Annotated in this window: 27 protein-coding genes; 10 read left to right on the top strand and 17 right to left on the bottom strand. The window is 66.8% G+C overall.

The features are described 5' to 3' along the window. Window positions 1-88 precede the first annotated feature (88 nt). Complete coding sequence (locus DVU99_RS03350; protein WP_114238782.1) at window positions 89-1,018, bottom strand: LysR family transcriptional regulator; 930 nt, start codon at window positions 1,016-1,018, stop codon at window positions 89-91. 157 nt (window positions 1,019-1,175) lie between these two features. Next, window positions 1,176-1,487 (bottom strand): hypothetical protein, encoded by a 312-nt coding sequence (locus DVU99_RS03345; protein ID WP_114238781.1) that lies wholly within the window; start codon window positions 1,485-1,487, stop codon window positions 1,176-1,178. A 224-nt stretch (window positions 1,488-1,711) separates the two neighbouring features. Here DVU99_RS03345 and DVU99_RS03340 point away from each other — a divergent pair, with 224 nt between their 5' ends. Beyond that, a complete protein-coding gene (locus DVU99_RS03340) occupies window positions 1,712-1,954 on the top strand; it encodes a hypothetical protein (RefSeq protein ID WP_114238780.1) in 243 nt (80 codons plus the stop codon). A 93-nt stretch (window positions 1,955-2,047) separates the two neighbouring features. On the opposite strand, the gene DVU99_RS03335 is transcribed toward DVU99_RS03340, so the two are convergent. Then, the gene (locus DVU99_RS03335) at window positions 2,048-2,263 is read right to left on the bottom strand and encodes a rubredoxin (RefSeq protein WP_114238779.1); all 216 of its coding nucleotides are present in this window, start codon (window positions 2,261-2,263) and stop codon (window positions 2,048-2,050) included. Between the two features lie 266 nt (window positions 2,264-2,529). On the opposite strand from DVU99_RS03335, the gene DVU99_RS03330 reads away from it, so the two are divergent. Both DVU99_RS03330 and DVU99_RS03325 read left to right on the top strand, forming a co-directional pair. Further along, window positions 2,530-3,531, top strand: coding sequence for an alpha/beta fold hydrolase (locus DVU99_RS03330; RefSeq protein WP_157971335.1), 1,002 nt, complete (start codon window positions 2,530-2,532; stop codon window positions 3,529-3,531). Between the two features lie 614 nt (window positions 3,532-4,145). Beyond that, a complete protein-coding gene (locus tag DVU99_RS03325; RefSeq protein ID WP_114238777.1) occupies window positions 4,146-4,694 on the top strand; it encodes a 4-oxalocrotonate tautomerase in 549 nt (182 codons plus the stop codon). Between the two features lie 74 nt (window positions 4,695-4,768). On the opposite strand, the gene DVU99_RS03320 is transcribed toward DVU99_RS03325, so the two are convergent. Further along, window positions 4,769-5,377, bottom strand: coding sequence for a TetR/AcrR family transcriptional regulator (locus DVU99_RS03320; protein ID WP_157971334.1), 609 nt, complete (start codon window positions 5,375-5,377; stop codon window positions 4,769-4,771). Between the two features lie 263 nt (window positions 5,378-5,640). Between DVU99_RS03320 and DVU99_RS19900 the strand changes: the two genes are divergently transcribed. Genes DVU99_RS19900 through DVU99_RS03305 form a run of 3 tightly spaced genes read left to right on the top strand, consistent with a single transcriptional unit; the run spans window position 5,641 to window position 8,340 of the window. Then, on the top strand, window positions 5,641-6,525 hold the full coding sequence (locus DVU99_RS19900) for a helix-turn-helix domain-containing protein (protein WP_198670177.1): 885 nt from the start codon (window positions 5,641-5,643) through the stop codon (window positions 6,523-6,525). A gap of 48 nt (window positions 6,526-6,573) precedes the next feature. Beyond that, window positions 6,574-7,122 carry a hypothetical protein gene (locus DVU99_RS03310; RefSeq protein WP_114238775.1) on the top strand — a complete coding sequence of 183 codons (549 nt, stop codon included), beginning with the start codon at window positions 6,574-6,576 and terminating at the stop codon, window positions 7,120-7,122. A 54-nt stretch (window positions 7,123-7,176) separates the two neighbouring features. Beyond that, the gene (locus tag DVU99_RS03305; RefSeq protein WP_114238774.1) at window positions 7,177-8,340 is read left to right on the top strand and encodes an FAD-dependent monooxygenase; all 1,164 of its coding nucleotides are present in this window, start codon (window positions 7,177-7,179) and stop codon (window positions 8,338-8,340) included. 123 nt (window positions 8,341-8,463) lie between these two features. Here DVU99_RS03305 and DVU99_RS03300 read toward each other — a convergent pair whose 3' ends face one another. Then, window positions 8,464-8,748 (bottom strand): hypothetical protein, encoded by a 285-nt coding sequence (locus DVU99_RS03300; protein ID WP_114238773.1) that lies wholly within the window; start codon window positions 8,746-8,748, stop codon window positions 8,464-8,466. 187 nt (window positions 8,749-8,935) lie between these two features. Next, on the bottom strand, window positions 8,936-9,340 hold the full coding sequence (locus DVU99_RS03295) for a lysozyme inhibitor LprI family protein (RefSeq protein WP_114238772.1): 405 nt from the start codon (window positions 9,338-9,340) through the stop codon (window positions 8,936-8,938). A 209-nt stretch (window positions 9,341-9,549) separates the two neighbouring features. Here DVU99_RS03295 and DVU99_RS03290 point away from each other — a divergent pair, with 209 nt between their 5' ends. The 3 genes from DVU99_RS03290 (at window position 9,550) to DVU99_RS03280 (ending at window position 12,256) form a co-directional block, all read left to right on the top strand. Beyond that, window positions 9,550-10,206 (top strand): MarC family protein, encoded by a 657-nt coding sequence (locus tag DVU99_RS03290; protein ID WP_114239046.1) that lies wholly within the window; start codon window positions 9,550-9,552, stop codon window positions 10,204-10,206. 107 nt (window positions 10,207-10,313) lie between these two features. Then, entirely contained in the window at window positions 10,314-11,885 is a 1,572-nt protein-coding gene (locus DVU99_RS03285; protein ID WP_114239045.1) for an esterase family protein, read from the top strand. Continuing rightward, window positions 11,882-12,256 (top strand): MliC family protein, encoded by a 375-nt coding sequence (locus DVU99_RS03280; RefSeq protein ID WP_198670175.1) that lies wholly within the window; start codon window positions 11,882-11,884, stop codon window positions 12,254-12,256. The genes DVU99_RS03285 and DVU99_RS03280 overlap by 4 nt, the downstream gene beginning before the upstream one ends. A 49-nt stretch (window positions 12,257-12,305) precedes the next feature. Here DVU99_RS03280 and DVU99_RS03275 read toward each other — a convergent pair whose 3' ends face one another. After that, complete coding sequence (locus DVU99_RS03275) at window positions 12,306-13,529, bottom strand: alpha/beta fold hydrolase (RefSeq protein ID WP_198670174.1); 1,224 nt, start codon at window positions 13,527-13,529, stop codon at window positions 12,306-12,308. Then, entirely contained in the window at window positions 13,526-13,912 is a 387-nt protein-coding gene (locus DVU99_RS03270; RefSeq protein WP_232823425.1) for a hypothetical protein, read from the bottom strand. The genes DVU99_RS03275 and DVU99_RS03270 overlap by 4 nt, the downstream gene beginning before the upstream one ends. A 225-nt stretch (window positions 13,913-14,137) precedes the next feature. Here DVU99_RS03270 and DVU99_RS03265 point away from each other — a divergent pair, with 225 nt between their 5' ends. Then, on the top strand, window positions 14,138-15,529 hold the full coding sequence (locus DVU99_RS03265; protein WP_114238770.1) for a PLP-dependent aminotransferase family protein: 1,392 nt from the start codon (window positions 14,138-14,140) through the stop codon (window positions 15,527-15,529). 4 nt (window positions 15,530-15,533) lie between these two features. On the opposite strand, the gene DVU99_RS03260 is transcribed toward DVU99_RS03265, so the two are convergent. The 9 genes from DVU99_RS03260 to DVU99_RS03220 form a co-directional block, all read right to left on the bottom strand. After that, window positions 15,534-16,562, bottom strand: coding sequence for a helix-turn-helix domain-containing protein (locus tag DVU99_RS03260; protein ID WP_114238769.1), 1,029 nt, complete (start codon window positions 16,560-16,562; stop codon window positions 15,534-15,536). A gap of 359 nt (window positions 16,563-16,921) precedes the next feature. Then, window positions 16,922-18,340: an APC family permease gene (locus DVU99_RS03255; RefSeq protein ID WP_157971333.1), complete on the bottom strand. Its 1,419-nt coding sequence runs from the start codon at window positions 18,338-18,340 to the stop codon at window positions 16,922-16,924. A 94-nt stretch (window positions 18,341-18,434) separates the two neighbouring features. Next, window positions 18,435-19,892, bottom strand: coding sequence for a sugar porter family MFS transporter (locus DVU99_RS03250; RefSeq protein WP_114238767.1), 1,458 nt, complete (start codon window positions 19,890-19,892; stop codon window positions 18,435-18,437). A gap of 51 nt (window positions 19,893-19,943) precedes the next feature. Next, a complete protein-coding gene (locus DVU99_RS03245) occupies window positions 19,944-20,840 on the bottom strand; it encodes an SMP-30/gluconolactonase/LRE family protein (protein WP_232823424.1) in 897 nt (298 codons plus the stop codon). Beyond that, entirely contained in the window at window positions 20,837-21,601 is a 765-nt protein-coding gene (locus DVU99_RS03240; protein WP_114238766.1) for an SDR family NAD(P)-dependent oxidoreductase, read from the bottom strand. The genes DVU99_RS03245 and DVU99_RS03240 overlap by 4 nt, the downstream gene beginning before the upstream one ends. Window positions 21,602-21,641: 40 nt before the next feature. Next, on the bottom strand, window positions 21,642-22,790 hold the full coding sequence (gene dgoD / locus DVU99_RS03235; RefSeq protein ID WP_114238765.1) for a galactonate dehydratase: 1,149 nt from the start codon (window positions 22,788-22,790) through the stop codon (window positions 21,642-21,644). Next, window positions 22,787-23,431 carry a 2-dehydro-3-deoxy-6-phosphogalactonate aldolase gene (locus DVU99_RS03230; protein WP_114238764.1) on the bottom strand — a complete coding sequence of 215 codons (645 nt, stop codon included), beginning with the start codon at window positions 23,429-23,431 and terminating at the stop codon, window positions 22,787-22,789. Before DVU99_RS03230 ends, dgoD begins: the two co-directional genes overlap by 4 nt. Next, window positions 23,425-24,381: a 2-dehydro-3-deoxygalactonokinase gene (locus DVU99_RS03225; protein ID WP_198670173.1), complete on the bottom strand. Its 957-nt coding sequence runs from the start codon at window positions 24,379-24,381 to the stop codon at window positions 23,425-23,427. Before DVU99_RS03225 ends, DVU99_RS03230 begins: the two co-directional genes overlap by 7 nt. Then, window positions 24,378-26,510 carry a beta-galactosidase gene (locus tag DVU99_RS03220; protein ID WP_114238763.1) on the bottom strand — a complete coding sequence of 711 codons (2,133 nt, stop codon included), beginning with the start codon at window positions 26,508-26,510 and terminating at the stop codon, window positions 24,378-24,380. Before DVU99_RS03220 ends, DVU99_RS03225 begins: the two co-directional genes overlap by 4 nt. Window positions 26,511-26,523 lie beyond the last annotated feature (13 nt).

Here is a 26,523-nt window from a genome sequence, read left to right as displayed (position 1 = left end):
CGGGGCCTGTCTTGTGCGATGCAGCGCAGTTTGGGCAAAACCGAAGGCGAAGGAAAATACTGTTTGGCTATGCAGCCATAACTGCCAGCTATGGCTCGGCGTCCACCCACTCCACGCCCTTGAACGCCGATTCGCCGACCTGGCTGCGGATAAAGCTGGTCAGTTGCGATTCCACGGCGGCGGCTGCGCGGGTCAACGGCTTGTCGCGCGCGCTGATGATGCAGGCCGTGAGGTAGATCGGCGGCTCGATCGGAACCGTCACGATGTCCTTGTGCGCCGGCATGTCCGAGAAGTCCGCCTTGGGCAGCACGGCGTGGCCGAGGCCGGTTTCCACCGCCGAGAGCACCACGTCGAACAGGTCCGACTCCGCAATCGGCTCGGCCTGCAGCCCGACCGCGGCAAGCTCCCGGTCCAGGGCCCGGCGCAGCACATTGGTTGGCGTGGGCAACATCAGGGGAAGGCGGTTGATTTCCGCCAGCGAGGTGGACTTGGCGCTCTTGCCCTGCTTGCGGCTGGCCAGGTACAGGCGCTGGCGAAACAGCACCTCGCGGGTGAAGCCGGTCTCCGGCGTGTTCTCGAACACGATCGCCAGGTCGATGGTCCGCGCCGCCACCTTCTCACGCAGTGTCTGGCTGTCTCCCGTGACGAAGCGCAGGGTTACCTTGGGCAGCGTGCTCTTGCAGATCTCCATCATCTTGCCGGTGAGCGCGGGTGCCATGGTCGAGGCCATGCCGAAGCACACCACTCCCTGGATATCGCCCTGAGAGGAGCGCACGATGCCGGGCAGGTCATCCACCTGGCGGATCAGCTTGATCGCCTCGTGGTAGAGCACATCCCCGGCCGCCGTGGGCGTCACGCCGCGCGCGCTGCGATGGAGCAGGGTGACGCCAAACTCGTCCTCGAGTTCGGCGATCTGCTTGCTCAGGGCAGGCTGGGCGATATGGATCAGTGCCGCGGCGCGGGAAAAGCTGCCGGCCTCGACGATCTTCACGAAGTAGCGTAAATGCCGGAACTGCAAGGCAGCACTCCTGACGAATCGGTGGCGATATACCCCAGGTGCGGCGCCCGGGGCGCCAGCGGGGAATTATCGGTCGGTCACCCGGGGCGCGCCACATGCCGGCGGCGCGGCCGTCGTGCGTTTACGAAACGGTGGCGGCGAATGGGAAACCGGGCCGTCAGCTGCAGGGAAAAAGCCGGTGGAACGCCGGCTCGACAATGCCGAAGACGGCGATTTCGATGCCCTCGCCGTGATCGGTGTAGTCGGCCAGATGCACGGCATGGGCCTGCAGCTCGCCCTCGTGGCCGACCACATGCAGGCCCAGCAGGATCTGGTCATCCTCGCGCCGGGCGATGAAATCGGCTTGCACATCGTCATACGACGACGAGGCGACGAAGCGACCATAAGCTGTCGCCTTGCCACGATCACCGGCTTCAAGCATGGACCAACCGATCAACAGATCGCCGCTGTAAACCATGTACCAGGACATACGCCATCCTCACGCACTGTTACGGGTGGTGCGTTGGCGTGATGTTGGTCCCGCGCGCCGCCGGCCATTTGCCATTTAGCCGCGGAACTTTCCCAAAGCCACGCCGTGATGGAAGCACGCCACGATGGCGTCGTCGTGGCAATCGACAAATCGCCTTGCATTTGGAAAGTACCGGCGGGAGGTGACGCCTAGCCTGCGGAGGTCCATTCCGACGGAGTACCCCGGTGACACGCCTGATCGATATTCCCCTGTGCCAGCTTTCGCCCTTCGGTGAGCTGGACGAAACGCTGACCCGCCTGCAGGAAGAGGGGGCTGAACCTGCGGAGCTCTGGCAGGCGTTCAATGCCTTGTCGTTGATGCCGGTACTCGCCGACGGCGACGTGGACCGACGCTGCTGGTGGCAGCACCTCTACGCCATCCTTGAGCGCCACGGATTGGCGGTGCCGCGAAGCGCGCCGCTGGACTGAGCTCGATGGCATCGGGCGTCGCGGGATTTCTGCGGCGTCCAACGAAACGGCGCTGCGCTCCGAGGGCGCCGCGTCGTCGTTTCCGAAGGATCCTCACCAGTCGCAGATCACCGCGAACGCCCGCTGGTAGACCAGCTCGAACGGTTCGAAGCAGCCCTTGGACGCACCGCAGTCCGGGCAGCGCCATTCCTGCGGCACCTCCTCCCAGCGCGTGCCTGCGGCGACACCGGTGGACGGGCAGCCCTTGGATTCGTCGTAGCCGCGCCCGCAATGCGAGCACAGCAGGTAATCGATCAGTTGAGCTTCCATGGGTGGCCCTCCGCGATGGGGCGATGACGTGGGCCGGGATTCTGTGCAGCGACGCACCCGCGGACTTTCCGATTCGCACGTCTGTTGCCGAATCGCCGTATGGGCGCGTGACCTGGGAATGGCGGCGCGCGGCTCCCTGGGTGCTGGTTGCGGCGGTCGTTCGTTTTGGCAAGAAACCGGCGAAACGGGAAGAGGGGCGGGCGGCTTGCCTGCACCATCCACCGCTTTGCCGCGGCCTCTGGCGAGGCACGACGAGGTGCAGTGTCATGGCGGGAACATTCCTGGGAAGCGGGTATCCACGGCAACGCAGACAGCTGGCGCGTGAGCGGCTGCTGGTGGCGCCGCTGTTTGGATTGGCGGTCTTGCTCGCGTGGAGCGGCAGCCGCGCCGATACCGTCCCTCCGGCGAGTGATTGTCCAGGCACCTCGGCGGTCGACGCGCAGGCCAGGCAAGGCGTGGCCGCTACGCGGGCAGGGCCCATCGGCTACTACCGCTTCGGCCACGGCGAACCGTTGCTGCTGGTTACGGGCTACCGCGCCACGGTGTCCGAGTGGAACCGTGCCTTTCTTGCCGCGCTGGCGGCGCATCGCGACGTGATCGTGATGGACAACCCGGGCGTGGGACTTTCCCGTTTCGATCACGCGCCCGAGACGATGGAAGGCATGGCCGATGTCGTCAGTGGCTTCATCGAAGCTCTGCATCTGCGCAAGGTGGACGTCGTGGGTTGGTCGATGGGCGGCATGATCGCCCAGCAGCTCGCGCTGGATCATCCCTACCAGGTGAAATCGCTGGTATTGATGAGCACCACGCCACCGGGCGCTGCGGCAGCGCCGGTGTCGGCGCATGTCCATGCGGTACTTTCAGGGCAGTCCGTGTCGCCGTTCGAAGCCATCATGGGCGTGCTGTTTCCGCCCGATGCGCAGGCACAGGCCATTCGCTGCTTCCGCGCCGAGATGTTCGCTCCGCCGGGTTACCACCGCAGCAGCGTTGATGCGCGGGTGGCTCATGCGCAGTCGCTGGCCATGGCCGAGTGGTGGCGCGACAACGCGGCGTACACGTCCTTGCATCGGATGGCGGTGCCGGCGCTGGTGCTGGTGGGCGACCAGGACGAGGTGCTCTCGCCGCGCAACGCCGACGCGTTGGCCAGGCAGCTGCCGAAAGCCAGTCTGAAGGTGTTCGCCGATGGCGGTCACGCGCTGATGTACCAGCAGCCACGGGGCGTGGCCGAGGCGATCGTTGATTTCCTCGATGCGCAGGCGCGCCGCTAGGCGATGACCGTTCTTTTGGAAAGCCGGTCGTGTGAATCGAAAAGACCGGGACGCGCGTCGATAGCACCATGATCCCGCACCCACCGCATTCCTGCGCGCAGGTGCCTGCAGGGACAGGCTCGACGGATCGGCCCGTCGTGGCCAATCGCCCGTCGTGGACCCAACCGGGATATCACCCCGCTCCCGATCCCACGACCCGCTCGCCGTTGCAGGCACCCTGCGTTCGGGCCACGCGTGACGCGTCTCCCCTGCGTCGCCACGCCTCGCGCATGCACGTTGGAACATCCATCGCTGCTCTCCCTGATGTTCGGGCATGTGCGCAGGAATGCGGCTGGGCGCCCTTGCCCGGGCGGGTGGCATCCGGCGCGCGCATTCCACGCGCTCCGTTCGAAATGGAAAGCATCGGCGCGTACGTGAAAAACAGCGGTTGCGTGCTTTGTTCCAATGCATCCAAGCGATGCGAATGGATGACCATGCGCGTTGCATGCCGACAGGCGATGCGCGTACCCGGGGCGCTGCGCCGCAGGCAGGGAAACCAGTGGGCACGCCGTGAGGCCCGCCGATCCTGTTGCGCCCCGTTCCCCGTCAACGCGTCACGGCGCGAGAGAAACACCATGCCCATCATCCATGTCTTCTATCCCAAGGGAATGCTCGACACCAACCGCAAGGCGCTGCTGGCCGAGCAACTCAGCGCCATCATGCTGGCCATGGAGGGTGGCTTCGGTACGCGTGCCGGTTATGGCCTGGCGACGGTGCTGATGACCGAGGTGCCGTCCACCGACTGGTGGGTGGGCGGCCTGACGGACGACACGTTCGTGGCGGCACCGGGCAAGCTGATCGCACGTGTGTCGATTCCCGAGGGCTACATGAGCCAGCCGCACAAGAGCTGGGTGCACTACGAAGTGCATGCCGCCGTGCTGGCCACGATCGCCGATCCGGATGGCGAGCCGCAAGGCGGCAGCATCCAGGTGATCATCGAGGAGATCAAGGAAGGGCAGTGGGGCGCCAATGGCCAGACCATCAGCCTGGCCGACATGGCCGATGCGGTGGGTCTGAAGAAGGACGGCGACCGCTACCGCTGGGTGGAGTCGTACTTCTCCGCCAAAAAAGCGCTACTCGAAAAGGCAGGTTTTCCACGCGATGTGGGTGGCGTGTTGCCTTAGCGCTGGCCGACGCGTCCTGCGTGACCGCGAACGGACCGGCTTGCCGCTCCGTCCGTGTCTGGCGCCGGGTTCGATCATGCCGGCTCTGGTGGGTGCAGCAGCCCTTTCTCGGCGGAGGCCAGCATGGCTTCGAACAAGTCATCGACCGTGGTGCCCGGGGGGGCGGCGGCAAGCAGGATCGAGACGCGGCCATTGAGCAGCAGCATGGCGAAGCCATGGGCCAGCGACCAGCCGCCGGTGATGTGGCCCAGGTCGTCGAGTGACGGGTGGGGGCTGTCGATGCCGCGGGTTCGCGCCAACTGGAGAAAAGCCCCCCTGCGCGCTTCCTCGAAGGAGGGGCGAGTCACGTCGAGCCGGTCCGATTGGAACATCAATTGGAAGATCGCCGGGTTGGCACGCGCGAAGCGTACGTAAGCCCTCGCTGCATCCCAGACGCGGCGGTCGGGCGATGCCTTGATATCGCGCATCTCCGCAGTCAGCCGTTGCATTCCTGACACCGCCAGTTCGGTCAGCAGGCCGGTCAGGTCGCCGAAGTGATACGCCGGCGCGGCGTGGGATACGCCGGCCTCGCGAGCGGTGGCCCGCAGGGTCAGGGCCTGCAGGCCATCGCGGCGGAGGATGGTCTCGGCGGCGCTGAGCAGGGCTTCGCGCAGGGCGCCGTGGTGATACGGGGTGGTTTTCATGAATGCCATCTTACCACTGTAAAGATTTTACTTGACAAGGGGTTTGCTTGCGCCCAGTCTAATTTAGACAGTGTAAAGATCGAAGGCCGGCCGGCAGCCTAGCGCTTCGGAAGCGGCCTGGACCCAACCCTCTCGCAAAGGCGGCACGCGAAACCACCCGTGACATCACCGGCGCCGCCAGGCGGCCCGGTGGGAGACCCGACATGTACAGCCCGTTGCCATCACGTTCGTCCACCTCAGGCTTTCCCCGTATCGCGATGACGATGACCACATCCGGGCACGCCGGTAACGATGACCTGACCGCCGGCATGCACGGCGTGGCGGTCATGGGGGCCGGTGGCGTGTCGGCCCTGGTCGAGCGCTTTGAAGCGGGCCAGCGGGTGCAGCTTGTGCAGACGCCCGCCGATACGGTGGTGATTCGCCTGATGATGGGTTCGTGCCTGTTGTCGGTGGGCGTGGGCACGCAATGGAGCCATCCCGGCGAGTTGGGTGAAGGCATGTTGCACGTGAGTCCCGCCCATCAATGGGTGCGTTCGCAATGGCTCGGTGGTGGCGAGATGCTGCTGCTGTGCGTGCCCGTACAGCATTGGCGCATGCATGTCGCCGCGGCGATGGGGGATGCATCGCCCGCCGATGGCCTACGGGTCCGTACGGATGCCACCTTGCTGCCATTGGCCAAGATGCTGGCCAATGCCGCGCTGGACGGTGCCGACCAGGCCTTCCTGCGCCATATGCTGGACGCGGTAATGGCCTGCATGCTGGCGACCATGGCAAGCGCCGGCGACGCGCAGCGGTCCATGCCTCGTCTCTCGATGCCGCGTTGGCGCCTGCAGCGCGTCGCGCAGCTCGTACAGCAGCGCCTGGCCGAAACCATCACGCTCGCGGACATGGCGTCGGCCGCCGGCATGTCGCCCATGCACTTCGCCGCGCGGTTCCGCGCCGCCACCGGACAGCGCCCGCACCACTACCTGCTGCAGTGTCGCGTGCAGCAAGCCAAGTCGCTGCTGGCAGATACCGCGCATCCGCTGGTCGATATCGCGCTCAGCGTGGGTTTTCGCACTCAGGCGCACTTCTGCACGGTGTTCAAGAACTTCGAACACATGACGCCCATGCAATGGCGTCGCAGCCGCCTGCAACGCGCCGCCTGACCCTTTCCATTCGCCCCTGTCGCCGCGCCCCGCGCGGAGGAGACCGCCATGACCCTGCTGCTTGGATTCCTTCCGTTTCTCGTCTTCGCCGTTGTCAGCTCGCTGGGCTATCCGACGCCGGCGCTGCTCGCCGGTGCCGCGGTATCCGCGGTGTGGCTGCTGCGCGATGCACTGTTGCATCGCCAGCCACCGAAGTGGCTGGAGCTCGGCACTTTCATCCTGTTCAGCGCGCTGGCCCTGTATGGCTACGTGGTGCATATGACGTGGAGCATCATCGGTGCCCGCATCGTGGTGGACAGCGGACTGCTGGTGATCATCCTGCTGTCGATGGCCTTTGGACGGCCATTCACCTTGCAATACGCCCGGGCGCACGTGGCGCCGGAGCGCTGGCAGCAGCCTGAGTTCCTGCGCAGCAACCAGGTGATCAGCGCGGCGTGGGCCGCAGCCTTCGCCGTGCTGGTGGCCGCCGATGTAGCGCTGTGGCGAAACCTGCTTCCCCAGCGCGCCGCCGTGCTGGTCATGGTCGGCGCGCTGTACGCCGCGCTGCGCTTCACCCGGGCGTATCCGCGCCGTGGCAAGCACCCGGCGCAGAGTTGAAGCCTCTTCCTCCTTCGTTTCCCCCCAACGACATATGCCAGTGAGTATCCATCCATGAGCCATGCCAGCATCCATCATCCGATCCCCTCCACTGCACGCACCGTGCTTATTTCCGGCGGCGGCGTCGCTGGTCTTGCGCTGGCCTACTGGCTCGATCGGGCCGGCTTCAATTGCACGGTGGTGGAGCGTTCACCGGAGTTGCGTAGCGGTGGCCAGGCGGTGGATATCCGCGGCGTGGCGCTCGACGTGATCCACACGATGGGCCTGTACGAAGAAGTGTGCGCCATGCGTACCCGCCTGCGGGGCATGTCCACTCTGGACATCCATGGCCAGGAAGTCGAGCGCACCGAGGAGCGCACCTTCAGTGCCGGCCGCCTGGACAGCGACGACATCGAGATCTTTCGCGACGACCTGTGCCGGCTGCTGCAGGACAAGGCGGGCGAGCGGGTAAGCAGCCTTTATGGCGACAGCGTCCAGTCCATCACGCAGGACGAGCATGGCGTGTCCGTTGCGTTCCAGGGCGGTGAGCAGCGCCGCTTCGACCTGGTGATTGGCGCCGACGGCATCTACTCGAACGTCCGTGGCTTGTGCTTCGGCGACGAGGCGTCGTTCCTGCGGCCGCTCGAGTGCGTGATGGCGCTGTTCAGCGTGCCCAACCTGATCGATCTCAGTGATTGGCAGTTGATGTACCGCGACCGTGACATGGGCTATGTGATCTACCCCAGCCGAGACCAGCACGAGTTGCGCGTGTGCGTGGGTTTCGGCGTGGAGGGCTCCCCGGTATCGCGGCGCGACGTGAGGGCGCAGAAGGCGCGCGTCGCCGAGCGATGCGCGGCACTGGGTGGGGCCTTTCCCAGGTTCCTTGCCGCGATGCACGAGAGCCCGCAGTTCTATTACGGCGAGCTGGCCCAGGTTCGCATGCCCCGCTGGTCCGACCGCCGCGTGGTGCTGCTGGGCGATGCGGCGCACTGTGCATCACCATTCTCCGGACAAGGGACCAGCCTGGCCCTGGTCGGCAGCTTTGTCCTGGGCCGCGAACTGGCCCGTACGCCGGATGACCCGGCCCGAGCGTTCGCGGCGTACGAGGCGCGCATGCGACCCTACGTCGATCTTAACCAGGGGCTGGTCGACCTCAGTCGCGAAGGCCACGTGCCGGACGAGCTGATGACGCGCGCGAAGCATGGCATCGATCTCGGTGACCTGTTGCAGGCAGCGTAACCTGGATGTCTCCCCGGGAGTCGCGAGTGACAACGGCTCCCGTCTCGGCGAATGCAACCGAAACGACAACGCCCGCCCCATGTCGCCATGGGCCGGGCGTTGAGGGGCTCTCGGGTATCGTTATCAGTAACCGTGCTCGTTGGCCACGTCGGCCGCCAGGCGCAGTTCCTCATTGGCCTCGCTGAGCAGCTCCTTGGCGCGAGCCGCATGGCCGCCCAGCCGCGAGTCGTTGTCGACCTGGGCATCGCCGACCAGGTGCCAGGCCTGCACGATGTGCTCCTGCGCATCGCGCAGGTTGCCATGGCGCGCGCCGATGTCGACATAGGGGCTGGCCTGCTGGGCCATGGTGGCGCAGCCGAAGGTGCTGGCGGCGCCCAGGACAACGCCGAGGATGAGTGCTTTGTTCATGGTGATGGACCTCAAGGTTGATCTAGTGGAGTTCGGATGGGAGGCAGTCCGTGGGGCACATGGCTCGACGCGCGATTTGCGGCGTCGTCGTTGCACCGATGGCCTGGGATCACATGCTAGGAAAGGTCCAGTCGACCGGTTTTCCGGAGTGCACTCGCTTTTTCCGAATCACACGGAGCCCATGGCATCAAGGATCCAGCGAACGTCCGAAGGTGAGCGCGGCATTTGCATCCAGCGACGTTCGCAATGCGTCCAGCCGTTCGTCATAGGCGCGCTGAAGGCACGCAAGCTCCGCGCCACACGCATCGCGCTGTCCTTGCAGCCACTCGCGCTGGCCGTCGCGGATGGTGTCGTCGAACTCCCGGTAGGCCATGCCGGAAGCGCCGGGCTTCAGCCGAAGCAACACTTCGTAGTAGGTGGCGACGGCGATGTCCTTGCGGCCAAGGGCGGGCGTGGCGCACACCGTGCGCTCGGCCAGCGTGGTGGCCTTGCGGCAGTCGAAGCTGGCTACCTGGGCGTGGACGGCCAGCCCGGGCGTCATGAGAAAGCCGGCAAGCAGCAGGCGCGGAAGCCCTTGATGACGGTGCGGCATGAGACTTCTCCAATGGATGGGTGCGAGGAAGATTGTCCGTGTGCCGCGCGCGCGCGTTGCCCGAACGCATGGGTTTTGCCTAAAAGCCCGGATGGCTGCGCGGGGTGGTCGGGTCATCGTTCGAATTGGAAATCGTGCGTGGCATGCGGAAATCCGGCCATGCCGATGACTAAGAGCATGGGCGACCATTCCATGCGATGGACGCCGCCGTGTTCCACGAGTTCATCAAGACGTCGTTACTGATCGTCGCCAGCCTGTTTCCCATCATCAACCCGCCGGCGGTGGGCTTCATCGTGCTTGGCATGATGCCGCAGGCCAGTGAACGCGAGCGCGCGGACCTGGCGCGGTGCATCACCGTCAACAGCGTGGTTCTATTGGCCGCATCGCTGTTGCTGGGTGCTTACGTGCTCAAGTTCTTCGGCATCTCGGTGGCGGTGCTGCGCGTGGCAGGTGGCCTGATCGTGGCCATGGCCGGTTGGCGACTGCTGCAATCGGTCGAAGGGGTGGCTGCGGTCGAACGTGAGGGGTTGGATGTGCACGCGTTGCGCATCCGTGCGTTCTACCCCTTGACCCTGCCCATGACGGTGGGGCCCGGCGCGATCGCGGTGGCGATTGCGCTGGGAACCAGTTCACCGGAGCAGGGCCCCCTGCCGGTGCATCTGGCCGGCGTGGGCGCCGGGCTGTTGCTGCTCAGTGTGTGCATCTACCTGTGCGTGCGTTACGCATGCCGTGCACAGCGCGTGCTCGGCGAAGTAGGTACGCAGGTGGTGATGCGACTGTTCGCCTTCGTCATCTTCTGCATCGGCGTGCAGATCCTGTGGGCCGGCATCAGCGGCCTGCTGGGGCCGATGCATCTGGTCGATTAGCCATGATCGTGCTTCGTCGCCCCGTTCGCTCTTCGCCGTTGCCAGTGGGCAAGCTGCTGGTCATCAGCGCCTTGCTGCTGGTGCTGGTTGTCGCCGTGGCCGTACGCATGGCCTTGCTGTGGCAGGCGGAACGCAAGCCGCCGATCTTCCAGGTGCAGCTGGGTGGGGCGGCCACGCGGCCGGTATCCGGGCGACTGCTGCTGTTTGCGACGTTGGCGGGTCCGGCGCGCGCCGCCGCGAAAGGCGCAGTGGTCACCGAGGTGGACGCCGATGCCTGGCATCCCGACAAGGCCGCCGTCGCCGCCCGCGAGATAGCACGGCTGGCGCCGGGGCAGACGGTGGAGATCGACACCGATGCGCTGGCCTTTCCCACCGGCTTCTCGCATCTGCCCCCCGGCGAGTACCTGGTGCAGGCGGTGCTGGACCAGGACCACAATTACAACTATAGCGGCCGCGACACCGGCGACCTGATGAGCCGCGTGGTGAGCGTGACCCTGCCGGCGATCACGCCGCCAGTGCTCAAGCTGGACGCAGTGCGCTCCAACCCGGAGCCGTGGTCGTTGCCGTGGGAGCGTCCCGAGGTTCGCGCGGATGCCGCGCTGGCGCGACACGACGCGGTGAAGCTGGATTACACCAGCCCGCGGCTGTCCGCGTTCTGGGGACGCTCCACGGTCATGCGGGGCTGGGTGCTGTTGCCGCCGGGCTATGGCCACGATCCCGGCCGTCGCTATCCCACCGTGTATTTCACGCATGGATATGGCGGCGATGAAAACACCCTGGTGGATGACGTGGTCAACGTGCACCTGGCGATGAAGCAGGGCAGCATGCCGCCGATGATCTGGGTGTTCCTGGATCAGTCCGGTCCCACCGGTACCCAGGAGTTCGCCGACTCGGTCAACAACGGGCCGTGGGGCAGCGCACTCACCGGCGAGCTGATTCCCTGGCTGGAGGCGCGCTATCGCATGGATGGCCAGGCCAGCGGGCGGTTCCTCACCGGGCACTCGTCCGGCGGCTGGGCCACGCTGTGGCTGCAGACGCATTACCCGAAAATGTTCGGCGGCACCTGGTCCACCTCGCCCGATCCGGTGGACTTCCACGATTTCTCCGGTGTCGACCTGTACGCACCGAAGGTGAACCTGTATCGCCGCGCCGACGGTACGCCGTGGCCGATCGACCGCGTGCATTTCCACGCCGAAGGTTCGTTTGCGGATGCCGCGCAACTGGAGCGCGTGCTCGGGCCCTGCGGCGGCCAGCTGTCCTCCTACGAGTGGGTGTTCTCGCCGCGCGGCGTGGACGGCGCGCCCATGCCGTTGTTCGATCGCGCCACCGGCGATATCGATCCGCAGGTGCGCGACTACTGGGTCGAGCATTACGACATCGCGCGCTACGTGCGGCAGCACTGGCCGGCGCTGAAGGCCGACCTCGACGGCAAGATCCACATTGCCGTGGGTACGGACGACACTTGGTATCTCGACGGCGCCGTGCATCGCTTCAAGGACGTGCTGGACACCCTGCATGCTCGTACCGACATCCGCTTTCTCCCCAACAAGGCCCACATGGACCTTTACGCCCAGGGCAGCGACCCGAACGCACTGCTCAAGCAAATGGCCTGGCAGATGTACGCGGTCGCCCGCCCGGGCGAAGCCACCCCCAATCCCTCCGAGGTCGCCGTTCGATGAATCTGAAATGTCTCCTTGCCCGTCGCCGCCGAATGTTGCTGGCGGTTGCTTCCCTCGCTACCAGCGTGCAGGCCTGGGCCGCTCCGCTGGTGGTGCCGCAGATACAGATCGACCGCGCGATCGACGCGGTCTACCGCTGCCCCGGCGGAAAAAGCCTCAAGGTGACCTACTTCAACGGCAACAACGGGCAGAGCTTTGCGTTGATGTCGCTGCAGGGCGTGCCGACGCTGATGGTCAACACCATGTCGGCCGATGGCGTGCGCTACCAGGCCGGTTTCATGACATGGTGGAACAAGGGCCGTGGCGGCGACTTGTACGACGCACGTGTGGATCCCAACCGCCCCGTACTGCGTGGCTGCATCGCCAAGTAATGCGAAGGGCGCCCCGGGAGGGCGCCCTTTCAAGTGATGGGATGGAAGTTCAGTGCGACGGTGCGGGGCAATTGTCCGGTGCCGCTTTGCCGTTGAAGCGATCGCTCATCCAGTTGACTGCCTGCACGGCACTGTCGCTGCCGATGAATCCGTGATGCACGCCAGGCATTTCAACATACTGCACGTGGCTCCCCGCATCGCACAGACGCTGCACGTAGTTTCGCGTGACCTGCGGCAGCACAAGGCGATCGGCCGCGCCTTGGGTAATCAGCACCGGAACGTTACCGGGCAGGGTGCTGGCGACATTCGCCGCCAGCAGGGACTTCCACGGCTCGATGCGGGTGATGTCCGGCACGGACAGAAACTGCTTCTGCAGCGGCTGCTGCGAGTAGTGGCGTTCCACCATGTCCTTGACCGATTCGATGCATTCGCTGGAGAGCGCGTCGACGGCGGGCATGGCCGCCGGCTGTACCACGCCGTCGATGGGCGTGCCGAACACGCGCTGCCATGACCATAGCGTCATGGCGGTGACATTGCGGCCTCCATCGGTATCGGCATCGTCGCGCAGCAGCGCCGTCAGGTCGGTAGCGGGTGCGGCGGCGGCCACGCCCAGCAGATGCAGCTCCGGCGCGTAGCTGCCTGAGAGGATGCCGGTGAACAGCGCGGCCTGGCCACCCTGCGAGTGGCCCCACACGGCGTAGCGGTTTCCTGCCTGCGCGTCGGGCAACTGCCTGGCGGCACGCACGGCGTCGATCACGGCGTGTGCCTCGCTGGCCCCCACCAGGTAGGGATGCGGCCCGGCGGTGCCGAGGCCCGGGTAATCGGTGGCCGCCACGATGTAACCATGCCGCACCATGTCGCGCAGGCCCATCATGGTCTGGAACACGAAGTGCGCCTCGGATGGCGCACAGCGCGACGCCACCCCGGTCGTCGGGTGCGCCCATGCCACGATCGGACGGCCACCGGCTGGCGCCAGTCCCGCCGGTATCACCACCACGCCGGACACGGCGATGGGTTCGCCGTGCACGCCAGTGGATCGATAGAGCACGCGATAAGCGGTGGCGCCCAGCGGCGCCCCGGCCATGGATTCGATGCGGATCAGCGAGCCGGGCGGCCCTTTGGCCTGATCGGGCTGGTAGCTGTAGAACGCGCCCTCGGCGCGTACATCGTTGCCGAGCTGGGGGCAGCCGGTCAGGGAGATGCCGGTCATGCCGAGCACCGATGCCGCGATGGCGGCGACAAGCAGGCGACGCAGGCGAACCATACGGATCATCCAATCGCCATGGCCCAGGTGATGAAACCCGTATTGATCACCGTGAAGATCATGCCGGCGATGAAAACCAGGTCGGCGGCGTATTCCAGCCGGTGATTGCGCCGGTGACTGCGCGTGCGCAGGCCAGCGTAGGAGAGCAGCGCCGCCGCCAGGTACACCATCGCGTTCACGGCCAGCAGGTCGTCACCGATGACGTTTTCGCTGCGCAGCGCAATCACCACGCGCAAGATGCCCACCACGGTGAGGCACACGCCCACCATCACCGAGGACGAGGTGAAGATATGCACGCAGATGTCGTCGTCGAGGGTGCGGGGACCTGGCACGCGGGTGCGGACGGGCAGCGGGGTGACGGAGGCGGGGTACAGCCGGCGGGATGTGCTCATGGTCGGGTTCGGTATCGGTGTCGTGGGAGGTCAGCCTTGTCTCCCGGGTCATCGGGAGAGCGGTCGTTGATGGGGTGGCATTGTGCGCAGCGCGTGCCTGCGCGTATTTCACGAATGCAGGCGCGGTTTTCAAAACGAACGGCGCTCGTGCCAGCGCTCTGTTTGACTGGACTTGGCCGATGTGGTGCATACAATGCAACACATGATCCATACACTGGATGCGTGATGGCCAAGCTTCGCCAACTGAGCTGGACGCCGCGGCTGCCCGCCAACTGCGGCCCGATGTACCTGGCTATCGCCAATGCGATCGGCGAGGACATCCAGGCGGGGCGCCTTTCGCCTGGCGACCGCCTGCCGCCGATGCGCGCCCTGGCCGACTGGCTGGGCATCGACTTCACCACGGTGACGCGTGCCTACACCGAGGCGGCACGACGCGAACTGGTGGACACGGAGGTGGGGCGGGGCACGTTCGTGCGCCGACGGCCGCTGCCGCCGCCGCGCACGGTCACCGTGGGTGGGGTGGAGATGAGCATGAACCCCCCGCCCGCGTTCCAGGACGAGGCCCTGCTCGGGCGCATGTGGCGGAGCATGCGCGAGGTGGAAGCGCGTGGCATGGAGCTGCTGATGCGTTACCAGCCTCCCGGCGGCGTGCCCTATGACCGCGATGTGGGCGCGCGCTGGCTGGCGCAGCGCATTCCCAATGCAACGCCCGACCGGGTGCTGGTGGGGGCGGGCTCGCAGGGCAGCCTGCACGCGGTGATGAGCATGCTGCTCTCGCCGGGCGACACCCTTGCGGTGGAATCGCTGACCCATCCTGGCGTGCGTGCGCTGGCGGCCTTGCTGCGGATCCGCCTGGTGCCGGTGGCGATGGACGAACAGGGCGTGGATCCCGATGCGCTCGATGCAGTGTGCCAGTCCGAACACCCCAAGGCGTTCTACTGCATGTCCACGCTGCACAACCCCACCGCCATCACCATGTCGCTGGCACGCCGCGAGGAGGTGGTGGCCGTAGCCCAGCGCCACAATCTCACCATCATCGAGGACGACGACTACGGCTCGTTGCCGGAGAACGTCCCGCCGCCGCTGGCGGCGTTGGCGCCGGGCCTCACCTACCACATCGCCGGCCTGGCCAAATGCCTGTCGGCGGGGCTGGTGGTGTCCTACCTGCTGACGCCCGACGCCTGGTCGGCGGCGCGACTCACCTCGGTGATGAGGGCCACGTCCGGCACGGTGTCGGCGCTCAGTGCTGCAGTGGGTTCGTGCTGGATCGAGGACGGCACCGCGCGACAGGTGCTTCGGGCCATTCGCGCGGAGGCTGCCGAGCGGCGGGCGATGGCGGCTCGGCTGTTGCCCGCGTCGCAGCTGCTGATGCCGGGCGAGGGCTTCCATGTGTGGCTGCGCCTGCCTGAGCCGTGGACCAGCGGCGAGTTCGTGGGTGGGTTGCGCAACGCCGGCCTGGGCGTGGTTGGCCGCGAAGCCTTCAGCGTGGGGCCGGGCCCGGAAGGCGTGCGCCTGGCGCTGGGTGTGCCGGAGACGCGCGAACAGCTCAGCCATGGCCTCGGCATGGTGTCCGAGCTGCTCACCCAATGGCCGACGATGTCGTCGACCGGCTTCTGAGTCCTCAGGCCTGCCGGGCCGGACGCAGTGAGTGGATCGTTGCGCTCGCGGCCGTCGCTTCGGCCGGCGTGCCATGGTAGTTGCGGCGGCGCCACAGGTGCGGCGTGGTACCGGTGAAGCGCTTGAACACCGTGGTGAAATGCGCCTGCGTGCAGAAGCCCACTTCCAGCGTCACGTCGATCAGCGATCGATCGGTCGTGGCCAGCAAGGTCTTGGCCCGATCCACCCGGCATTGCAGCAGGTAGTCATGCGGACGCTGTCCTGTCGCCACGCGAAACTGCGCCGCAAAGTGCATGGGTGAAAGGCCGGCCGCGGTGGCCATGTCCGACAAGGTCACCGGTCCGCCGAGGTGCTGCTCCACGTGGGCGTGGACGCGCTGCAGGCGCCAGCGCGGAAGCGCAATGCGCCGCGGTTCCGCCGCCTGCAGATGCGCCTGGCCGAGCAGGTGGAAATATCGGGTGATGATGGGCGCTGCGACGCGCTCTGCGTACTGCCAGCCGCACATCTTGTCGTCGGCGGCCAGCAGGGCGCGCCCCAGTTGCTCGATCACGCCATCGTGCGTGGGTGCGGCCTCTCCCATCACGCCCAGCAAATGCAATGCATCCGCGGCGATGGCCATGCGGCGCACGAAGGTCTCGGTCAGATGCAGGTGAAGGATCTCGCACGGGGCCTCGAAGCGCGCGCATACGCGCTGGCCCGGCGCACTCACATGGAAACTGCCCGCACGCAGCTCGCCACGATGCACTTCGTGGGCGTCGGCGCTCAGCGACAGCTGGGTCGAGCGCATGTACAGGCTGGCCACGTAATAGCCACGCGCACCTTGCGCCGTATGTTCGCGCGGTTGCGTGCCGTGCTCCAGCCAGTGCGAGGCGATCACCGCGCGGTCAGCCCGCTCGATGTCTACATCCGGCTGCCGCCACGCGCGTTCCGCGTGGACGGCGTTGGCATGGGGCGTCATGGGCGCCGGAATGGGGTGCTGGGTGCGATGCCGGGCGGCATGGGGGCGACCCGCATGAGCGTAGATCTGATGCATCTGTCCTTTCCTCCCGGCGGACAAGCCATCCGAATCCTGCTATTGATGGTAGTTGTGTTGCGGTAAGTCGCGGATAGTATGCATACAATTTTGGGGTGTCAATAGATTTTTAGTGCTAGGCCGGGCCGCCTCCGGGGTCGTTCACTTGCCGATTTTTCACTTTTAAAACGGTGTTTTGTATTCGTTTTGCGGCCGCACGGGCACTGCGGCCGCACATTGGTTTTGTATGGATTCAAGGGTGGCTGCCGGTGGCGACCGCAGTGGCGGCGTCCGTCGGCCATGGCCGGCCGGGATGGATCGTGCGATTTGGAAAAAGCGCCTGCGCGGCAGGGCCATCGCCCGCCGGACGAACCGGGCGCTCAGGCCCGGGATGGGGCCGGGTTGGCGGGCTGGCGCCTGTGCAGGGCGCGATGATGCCGGTAGAACATCAGGCCGATGGCGATCAGCAGGGCGGAGCCGCCCACCACCTTGGCCAGGAACAGCGCAGGCGTGCTGCCGGCCGGCGGGATCATCGAGGTCACCACGGCCAGGACGACGAAGCCAAAGCCGCTCAGGCCGGCCAGCCATGCGACGAGCATGCGGCCATCGAGCGTCGCCTCGCCGCGCTGGCGCCGGGCGCGACGGCGCAGCAGCGGGTAGGCCAGCAGGATGTACGCCAGTGGCAGCAGGGACATGATGGCCGTCATGTCGATCAGGATGATGTACGCATCGTGGATGCTGGATCCGGACAGCGCGGCCAGCAGCATCAGCGAGGTCAGCATGCCCTGCACCAGCAGGGCCACGTGCGGCGTGCCGAAGCGGGGATGCAGGCGGCCGAGCACGGCGGGCAGGTAGCGGTCCAGGCCGACCACGAACGGCAGGCGCGCGGTGGCGGTGATCCACGCCGTGACGCCGCCCACCGTGCCGATGGTAACCAGTGCCGCCGTCAGTGAGCCGAACCACGGCAGGTGCACGCGCTGGCCAATTGCGGACAGCGCCTGCGGGATGCCGCTGATGATGTCGATGGTGGAGGCCGGCAGCGCCACCAGCAGCGACGCGGTGCCCGCGATATAGATGGCCGCGATCACCACGCAGGAGCTGAGTGTGGCGCGGGGAATCTGCTTCGCCGGGTCGCGGATTTCGCCGCCCATGATGGGTCCCAGTTCCAGTCCCTGGAAGGCCAGCGCGATGGTCGCCAGGCTGGCCAGCGTCGACAGCTTGCCGAAGTCCGGCCATAGCTGCGCCGTGGTGAACGCGGTGGCGCTGCCGAACCGCAGGGCTGCCAGCACGCCGCCGGCCAGGATCAGTGCCGCCGCGCACCAGGTGGCGATGCCGCCCAGGTTCTGCAGCCACTTGGCGCGCTCCATCCCCAGGATGCCCAGCCCGGTGGCCAGCCACAGCACGGCCAGGCAATAACCCAGGTTATAGCCGGCGTCATTGGCGTGGCTTTGCCAATGCGCGTCGCCGATGTGCAAGAAGATGCCGGCGCTGAACAGCAGCGCGGTCGGGAAATAGGTGAGGTTGGAGACCCAGTAGGTCCAGCCCGCGATGAAGCCGTGGATGTCGCCAAAGGCGGCCTTGGTCCACAGGTACAGGCCGCCTTCGCCCGGGATGCGCGCGCTGAGGTCGAGCACCGCCAGCGCCAGCGGAACGAAGAAGCCGACCAGCCCGAGTAGCCACAACGCGAGGCTCGACGGCCCCACTTGCGCCGCCACCGACAGCCAGCGCAGCGCCACGATGGCCACGATGTTGAACAGGATCAAGTCCCACGTGCCGAGTACACGGCGAAGGCTCGGCACTGCGGATTCCATCGTTGCGGCCATGGTGCGCGTTTCCCCGGCGTGGTGGGCGGATGCTGCAACGGCTGGTGGCGGGAAGGCTAGGTTCGGTGCATCAAACGCGCTCGCCTTGCAGACTGCCCACGGGCATGTCGCGCGTCATCGGCGCCGGGTCGGCGACCGAAGGCGTGCCGATGCGGCGCAATGGCAGGCCGGCCATCAGGTTGCGTTCGATCTGCTCCAGCGTCACGCCCTTGGTCTCGGGCACCAGCCACAAGGTCAGGGCGATGAAGCACAGGTTCAGTCCGCCGTAGAGCCAGAACGTCGCGGCGTTGCCGATGCCGTTGAGCAGCGAGAGGAAGGTGGCGCCGACGATCATGTTGGCGATCCAGTTGGTGAAGGTGGAGCAGCCGATGCCGAAATCGCGCCCCTTCAGCGGCTGCACCTCCGAGCACAGCGTCCAGATCAGTGGGCCGGCCGACATCGCAAAACCCACGATGAAGACCAGCAGCATGGTCACCGTGAACAGCTGCTGCGCATGCGTGGCGATGCCGTTGTGCATCATGGTGCCGACCACGCCCAGCCCCAGCGCCATCACGGTGAAGCCGACATAGAGGATGGGCTTGCGGCCCAGCTTGTCGACCAGGCCGATGGCGATGAAGGTGGCCAGCACGTTGGTCAGGCCCACGATGGCGGTGAACCACAGCTGGGCATGCTGGTCGTAGCCCATGTTCTGGAAGATGCGCGGGGCGTAGTACATCACCACGTTCATGCCGGTGAACTGCTGCATGAGCTGCAAGAGCACGCCCAGGCCGACCGAGCGGCGGAAGTTGGCGTTCTCCAGGAACAGGTGCCAGCCGCGCTGCGGCGTGCTGAGCTGTTCGGCGATGTCGGCCAGTTCGCGCTGCGCCACGGCCTCGTCGCCACGCAGGCGCTGCAGCACCTCGCGGGCATGCTGCGTGCGTCCCCGCATCATCAGCCAGCGCGGGCTGTCGGGAAGCAGCAACAGGCCAAGCAGGAACAGCGCGCCAGGAATGGCGATCACGCCCAGCATCCAGCGCCAGTTGCCGGTGTAGCTGAAGGCGGTGTCGGAGAGAAACGCCACCAGGATGCCGATGGTGATCATCAGCTGGTACAGCGAAATCATCGCGCCGCGGATGCGTTCGGGTGCCACCTCGGCAAGGTAGAGCGGCGCGGTGAAGGTGGCGATGCCGATGGCCAGGCCCAGCACGAAGCGGGCCGCCACCAGCATCTGTGCCGACGCGGCGCCGCCGCAGAGCAGGGAGCCCAGCACGAACAGCACCGCGCCGAGGATCAGCGAGCGCTTGCGGCCCAGCATGGCCGACATCCACGAGGCACCGAGCGCGCCGATGGCTGCGCCCAGCATCATCGAGCTGACGATCCATTCGATCGTGTGGTCGGAGACCTGGAACTCCTTCTGGATGAAGGGCGTGGCGCCGGAGATCACACCGATATCCAGGCCGAACATCAGCCCGGCGAGCGCCGCGAGGATGCAGGTGAATACGGCAGCGGTACGAGCGAATCGGATCGAGGGTGTCGCGACGGCATTCATCAGTGCTGGGTCCTGCGGACGGTGGATGGCGGCGTGGATGTGTGGTGTCTGTCAGCCGGGCGGGCCGGCGAAACGCGGTTCGGGCAGTCCGCGTATGGCAACGCGGCATTGAAACAGCGCACCGGCGGGTGAATCGGCGGTGGTCTCTTCGATGGCCAGGCCGGCTCGGGCACTGGTGACGTACAAGGTGTCCAGCCGTGGTCCACCCAGGACGGGCCGGGTGGGCTGGCGCGTGGGTACCGCCAGCACCTGCTGCACCGAGCCGTCGGGCGCGTAGCGCACCAGGCGCGACAAACCCCACTGCGCGTTCCACAGCGAGCCCTCGGCATCGACGCAGGAGCCATCCGGCTCGCCGGCCGGATCGTCCAGTTCGGCGAAGACCTGTGTGCCGGTGGCGTCGTCGCCGTAGTCGCAGCGCTGGATACGCCCGGCAAGCGAATCGCAGTAGTACATGGTGTCGCCGAGGGGGCTGAAAGCGATGCTGTTGCTGATCGCCACCGGCGGCAGTGCGAGGCATTGCAGGCTCAGGTCGGCGTTGAGGCGCCAGAAGTGGCCCAGGCGCTGTCGCGCGCCCGTGCCGGGCTCGTGCATGGTGCCAAACACAAAGCGGCCCTGGCGATCGCAGGCGCCATCATTGCAGCGCGTGGGCAGGCCTGGTTCGACGTCGTGCAGCGTGTGCAGCGTGCCATCGGCCAGGTGGAAGAAGGCCAGGCGCGAGGCGAGCGCCAGCAGCAGCCAGCCCTCGGCCTCGCACAGCGCGAACGAGGCGAGGCGCTCGGGCATGGACCAGTGCTGGCAGTGGCCGCTGTCGGGATGCAGGCGGTACAGCGTGGCGCGCGGAATATCGGTCCAGTACAGCGCCTGTTCCCTTTCGCACCACAGCACGCCTTCGCCCAGCTCGTTGCCGGCGTGGAAGGCGATGTCCATGGTGGCCGGGGCAGCCGTCATACCCAGCCGCCGTCGACGATGAAATCCTGGCCGGTGCACATGCGGCTGTCGTCGGCGGCGAGGAACAGCGCGGCGCGCGCCAGGTCGTCGGCCTGCAGGTAGCCAGGCATGCACTGCATCTGCGCGATCTCCTCGCGGCCGGCGTCGTCCAGCCACAGCCGGGCCTGCTTCTCGGTGATCACCCAGCCCGGCACCAGGGCATTGATGCGGATATGGTGGCGCCCAAGTTCGCGCGCCATGCCGTTGACGAAGCCGTGCACGGCCGCCTTGGCCATGGCGTAGAGTGGATAGCCGCCGTTCTTCTTCATCCAGCCGGTGGAACCCAGGCAGATGATGGAGCCTCCGCCCAGCTGGCACATGTCCGCCACCACCGCCTGCGTGGCGAACACCTGGTGGCGCAGGTTCACCGCCACGTTGCGCTCGAAGCTGGCGGCATCGACATCGGCCAGCGCGTGGCGCACGTCATTGGCGGCGTTGTTGACCAGCACCGCGATGGGGCCAACCAGCTCGCGCGCCCGGGCGAGGGCAGCGTCCAGCGCCTGGAGATCGGTCAGGTCACAGTGCAGGTAATGCGGGGGATGCAGGACATGGCCGAGCGCGCCGAGCAGCGCCTCGGCACCCGCATCATCGATGTCCAGGAACACCACGCGCGCGCCCTGGCATGCGAAGTGCTGCACGTAGGCGGCGCCGATACCCGTGGCGCCGCCAGTGACCAGCACGCTGCGGCCGGCGAGGCTGGGATAGATGGCGAAGGTGCTCATGCTCGTACTCCTGCCGCGCGATGCGTCGGGTGGGTGGCGCTTACCATTCGGCGACGCTGCCGTCGTCGTGGCGCCACAGCGGATTGCGCCAGCGGTGGCCGACCTTGGCGCGCTCGGCCACGTAGTCCTCGTTGATCTCGATGCCCAGGCCGGGGCCGTTCGGAATGGCGACATAGCCATCCTCGTAGGCGAACACGTCGCGACGGGCCACGTAGTCGAGCAGGTCGTTGGACGTGTTGTAGTGGATGCCCAGGCCCTGTTCCTGGATGAAGGCGTTGTGGCACACCGCATCCAGCTGCAGGTTGGCGGCCAGCGCGATGGGGCCCAGCGGGCAGTGCAGGGCGAGCGCGACGTCATAGGCCTCGGCCATCGCGGCGATCTTGCGTGTTTCGGTGATGCCGCCAGCATGCGAAGGGTCGGGCTGGATGATGTCGACGCCGCCGGTCTCCAGCACGCGCTTGAAGTCGTAGCGCGTGTACATGCGCTCGCCCAGCGCGATCGGCGCGGGCGCGATGCTGGCCAGTTCCGGAATCGCGTCCAGGTGTTCGGACAGCACGGGCTCCTCGATGAACATCAGCTTGTACGGTGCGAGTTCGCGCATCAGCACCTTGGCCATCGGCTTGTGCACGCGGCCGTGGAAGTCCACGCCAAGGCCGATGTTGGGGCCGACGGCGTCACGCACGGCCTGCACGTTCTCTAGCACGCGCTCCACCTTGGCGTGGCTGTCGACGAAATGCATTTCCTCGGTGCCGTTCATCTTCACGGCGGTGAAGCCGCGCTCGACGGCCGCCCTGGCGGCACGCGCCGTATCGGCCGGCCGATCGCCGCCGATCCATGAATACACGCGGATGCGCTGGCGCACCGGGCCGCCCAGCAGCTCGTGTACGGGCACGCCCAGGTGCTTGCCCTTGATGTCCCACAGCGCCTGGTCGATGCCGGCGATGGCGCTCATCAGGATAGGGCCGCCGCGGTAGAAGCCGCCGCGGTACATCACGTTCCACAGGTCCTCGATGTGGCGCGGATCCTTGCCCACCAGGTAGTCGGACAGTTCGTCCACCGCTGCGGCCACGGTATGCGCACGGCCTTCGACGATGGGCTCGCCCCAGCCGGTGATGCCGGCATCGGTGTCGATGCGCAGGAATAGCCAGCGCGGCGGCACCAGGAAGGTGGTGAGGCGGGTGATCTTCATGCGCGGTGTTCCTTGGAATGAGTGGCGAGTGCGGCCCATGCGCGCGCAAACGACTGCGCGCGGCGAGCGATCTCGTCGATGTCGCTGCCGGGGACGTAGAGCGAGGTGCCGATGCCGAAACCCTGTGCACCGGCGGCCAGCCAGGGCGCCATGGTGTCGGGCGTGATGCCGCCAACGGGCAGCACCGGCAATTCGCGGGGCAGTACCGCGCGCCAGGCCTTCAGGCCCTCCGGCGTCACCTGGTTGGAGGGAAACAGCTTGAGGCCGTCGGCGCCCGCGGACAGTGCCGCAAAGGCTTCGGTGGGAGTCGCGACACCCGGCACGCAGAACAGTCCCGCGCGCTTGGCGGCCCGGATGATGGCGGTGTCGGCGTGCGGCATCACCACCAGTCTTCCACCGGCAGCAGCGACGTCTTCGACCTGGGCTTCCGTCATCACCGTGCCGGCGCCGACGAGATGGTCATCGCCCAACGCATGGCTCAGCAGGCGGATGCTGTCCAGCGGCCGCGGCGAATTGAGCGGAACTTCGAGTACGCGGAAGCCGGCGGCCGAGAGCGTGCGACCCACCGGCAGCGCTTCGTCGGGGTGGAGGCCGCGCAGGATGGCGACCAGCGGAAAGGCAGCGAGCCAGTGGTTCAGCACGAGAGTGAATCCTTGGTGGCGGCCTGGGGAACGAGCCCGATGCGCATGGCCAGTTGCCACAGCCCGTGGGCGGCGGCATCGGCGATGGGGTCAGGCAGCTCGATGTCGAAGTGACGTGCGGCGCGGCGATAGCGCTCGCATAGCGGGACGTCGCCAATCAGCTGGAATGGCGTATCCGCCGGGAACCGCCGTGCCGACAACGAGCTGCGGAATTCCTCGCCGATCAGCAGGCCGGAAAGGTAGTCGGCGACGCCGGCTGCTTCGAGCCGCCCCTCCAGCATCAGCGCGCGTGCCGAGAACAGGCGGCTCAGCGCACCCTGTTCACCGCTGTCGCGCGCGGCGAGTACGCCGCGGTCGAAAGCCTGGGCGTCCATGTTGCCGGCATGCGCGCCGGTGCCGAGGATCGAGTGCCGCCACAGCAGGCCGAACAGCTCCCCGGTCATCAGCGTGCAGAAGTCGACCACGACACCGTTCACAACGCGGGCCCACTTGCTGTGCGTACCGGGCAGGATCCAATTCGAGCGCTCGCCCAGTTCGGGGTGCAGGGCCAGGGCGCCGATGATCTGGGTTTCCTCGCCGCGCATCACGTCCGGTCCGTGGCCCTGGCGCAGGCCTGGCACGATATGGACGTCCAAGCCATCAGCGGCGCGCAAGCGCTGCACGCCGGCAGCAAGGTGGATGGCGCCGGCGGGCACCTCCACGTAGGGAGCTTCCATCCAGCCATTGCGGCTGCCCACCATGCCGCAGGCCACGCGCGGCAGCTGCGGCCATCCGTCGGTGATGCCGGCGAGCGCGCCGTCGAAGCTGCCGTCGGGCAGATGGCGCACGCCCCATGGCCGCGAGCGTTGTTCGCGCACGCCGCCGGAGGCGTCGAGCCGATAGGCACGCAGCTGGCTGGTGCCCCAGTCCAGGGCGATCAGGCTGTCTTCGCGCTCTGCGGGGTGGCTCACGGCGCCGTGTCCTTCCACACCAGTACCTGTGCGGGAGCCAGTGGCAACCGGCCATGCACGACCTGCGCTCCCTGGGGCAGGGTGGCCTGGTAGGGCTGCGGGTTGTAGTTCACCAGGAAGGAATAGCCGCCGCGCCATTCGTGGAACACGCCCGTGGGCAGGTCCTCGATCGCAATGCCAGCCCGCTGGTACACGCTGCGCACGATGTCGCGCTCCAGCACGCCGTCGTCGGTGGATACGCCGATCATGGTGACGCTGCCCTTGCCAAGGCGACGCGTAGTGACCGCGGCCTTGCCGGCGTAGTAGTGATCGCTGTAGGTGGCCAGCACTTCCGTGCCCGGGCGCGGCGACAGGATGTCCGCCCAGCGATGCCATGCATGCGTGCTGCCGCCGCTGCTCACCGTGCCGTTGGCACTGGCCGGCAGCATGTCGAAGCCTTCGACATCGTCGCCGATCAGGTCGAGGATGGGTTGTGCCCACGGCCCCTCATGGAACTGGGCCGCTTCGTTCTTCTGGCCGGTCCGGCTGGTCAGGATGAGATGGCCACCCTGCTCCACGTAGCGGCGCCACTTCTCCGCGAGTGCCTTGCTCACCATCTGGTAGGCGGGGGCGATCAGGAACGGGTAGCGGCTGAAATCGTCCTGCTCGCCCACGAAATCCATGGGAGCGCCGGTGCTCTTTACCGCGAGGGTGTAGCCGTTGCGGTAGGCCCAGCTGTTCCACAGTGTGGTCTGCGGCTGGATCTCCAGGTCCCAGAACACGTCCTGGCTCCACAGGTAGCCGGTGTAGCGCGCGGCCATGGTCGAGGGCAGTCGCGCACGAGCGTCCAGCTTCGGTTCCAGCGCACCGATTTCGTGCACGGCGTCGACGAACTCATGGCCGGTGCGCGACAGCGTCACGCCATCGGTGCCCATGATGCCCTCGTGGTACATCTCGCTGCCACGCAGCGGATGACGATAGCGATAGGTGCTGATCAGCGAAGCGCCCGAGGCGAAGGCGTGCCACATCCACATGCTCACAGCGCCGGGCATCGGCTGCGGATTGATCTCGCCCCAGTTCACCTGTCCCGGCTGCAGTTCCATCACGCCGAAGGTGCCGGTGATGGGGCGGAAATACGCCGCCGCTTCCATCAGGTTGGCCGGCTTGCCGATGGCGTAGCTGTCGCCGCCGAGGATATTGGCGCCAGCCACCGGGTACAGCGTGAAGGTGGTGAAGTCCATGCCGTGGCTGCGGCGCGGGTCGGTGGCCGTGCTCACATTGGTGTAGTTGGTGGTCACCCACTGCGCGGGCGCTGCGTACTTCTTGATGATGGCGGCCTGGGCATCAAGGAAGCTGGCGGTGGTGTCGGCCTGGAAGCGGGCGAGGTCGAGCAGCGCGTTGGGGCTCAGCTTGTCTTCGGCGGCCAGCGTTGCATTGGGCAACAGCACCTGCTCGAAGCTGGTGTAGCGCGTGCTCCAGAACGAGCCGCCCCAGGCGGTGTTCATGGCGTCGATGGTGCCGTAGCGGGCGCGCAGCCAGCGCTGGAAGGCCTGCCGCGCGCTGTCGCTGAAGTCGGCAAAGCTGCTCGGCTCGTTGTCGACCTGCCAGCCCCAAACGCGTGGGTCGTGTCCGTAATGTTCGGCCATCGCCGTGACCAGCCGCGTGACGAACGCCTGGTACTTCGCGTTGCTCAGCGATACCTCGGCGCGGATACCGTGTTCGTGGCGCTGGCCGTGCTCGTCGACGCGATATACCTCGGGATAATGCTCGCCCATCCATGCCGGTGGCGCTCCCGTCGGCGTGCCGAGGATGACGCGCAGTCCTGCCTTGCTGGCCATCTCGATGGCCGCGTCCAGCCACTTGAAGTCGAACTGGCCCTCTTGCGGCTCAAGGTAGGTCCAGCTGAACTCGGCCATGTGCGTGAAGCTGAAACCGAGCTTGGCCATGCCGTTGAAATCGCGTTGCCACTGCTCGCGTGGCCACTGCTCCGGGTAATAGAACACGCCGAAGCTCATCGGCTCGCGTTGGTGCAGCAAGGCCGCGCCCTGTGGCCTGGATGCGTCGGCGGCCGCGTGGGTTGCGGGGCTGGCGACGATGCCGGCGATCATCATGGCGGTGGTCAGGGCCGAGGCGAGCAAGGGCCGGAGCATGGAGTCATCCGTT

Source organism: Dyella sp. C9, from assembly GCF_003332825.1.
GTDB lineage: Bacteria > Pseudomonadota > Gammaproteobacteria > Xanthomonadales > Rhodanobacteraceae > Dyella.
Note: the sequence above shows the minus strand (reverse complement) of the source record. Positions and strands in the feature narration are given on the sequence as shown.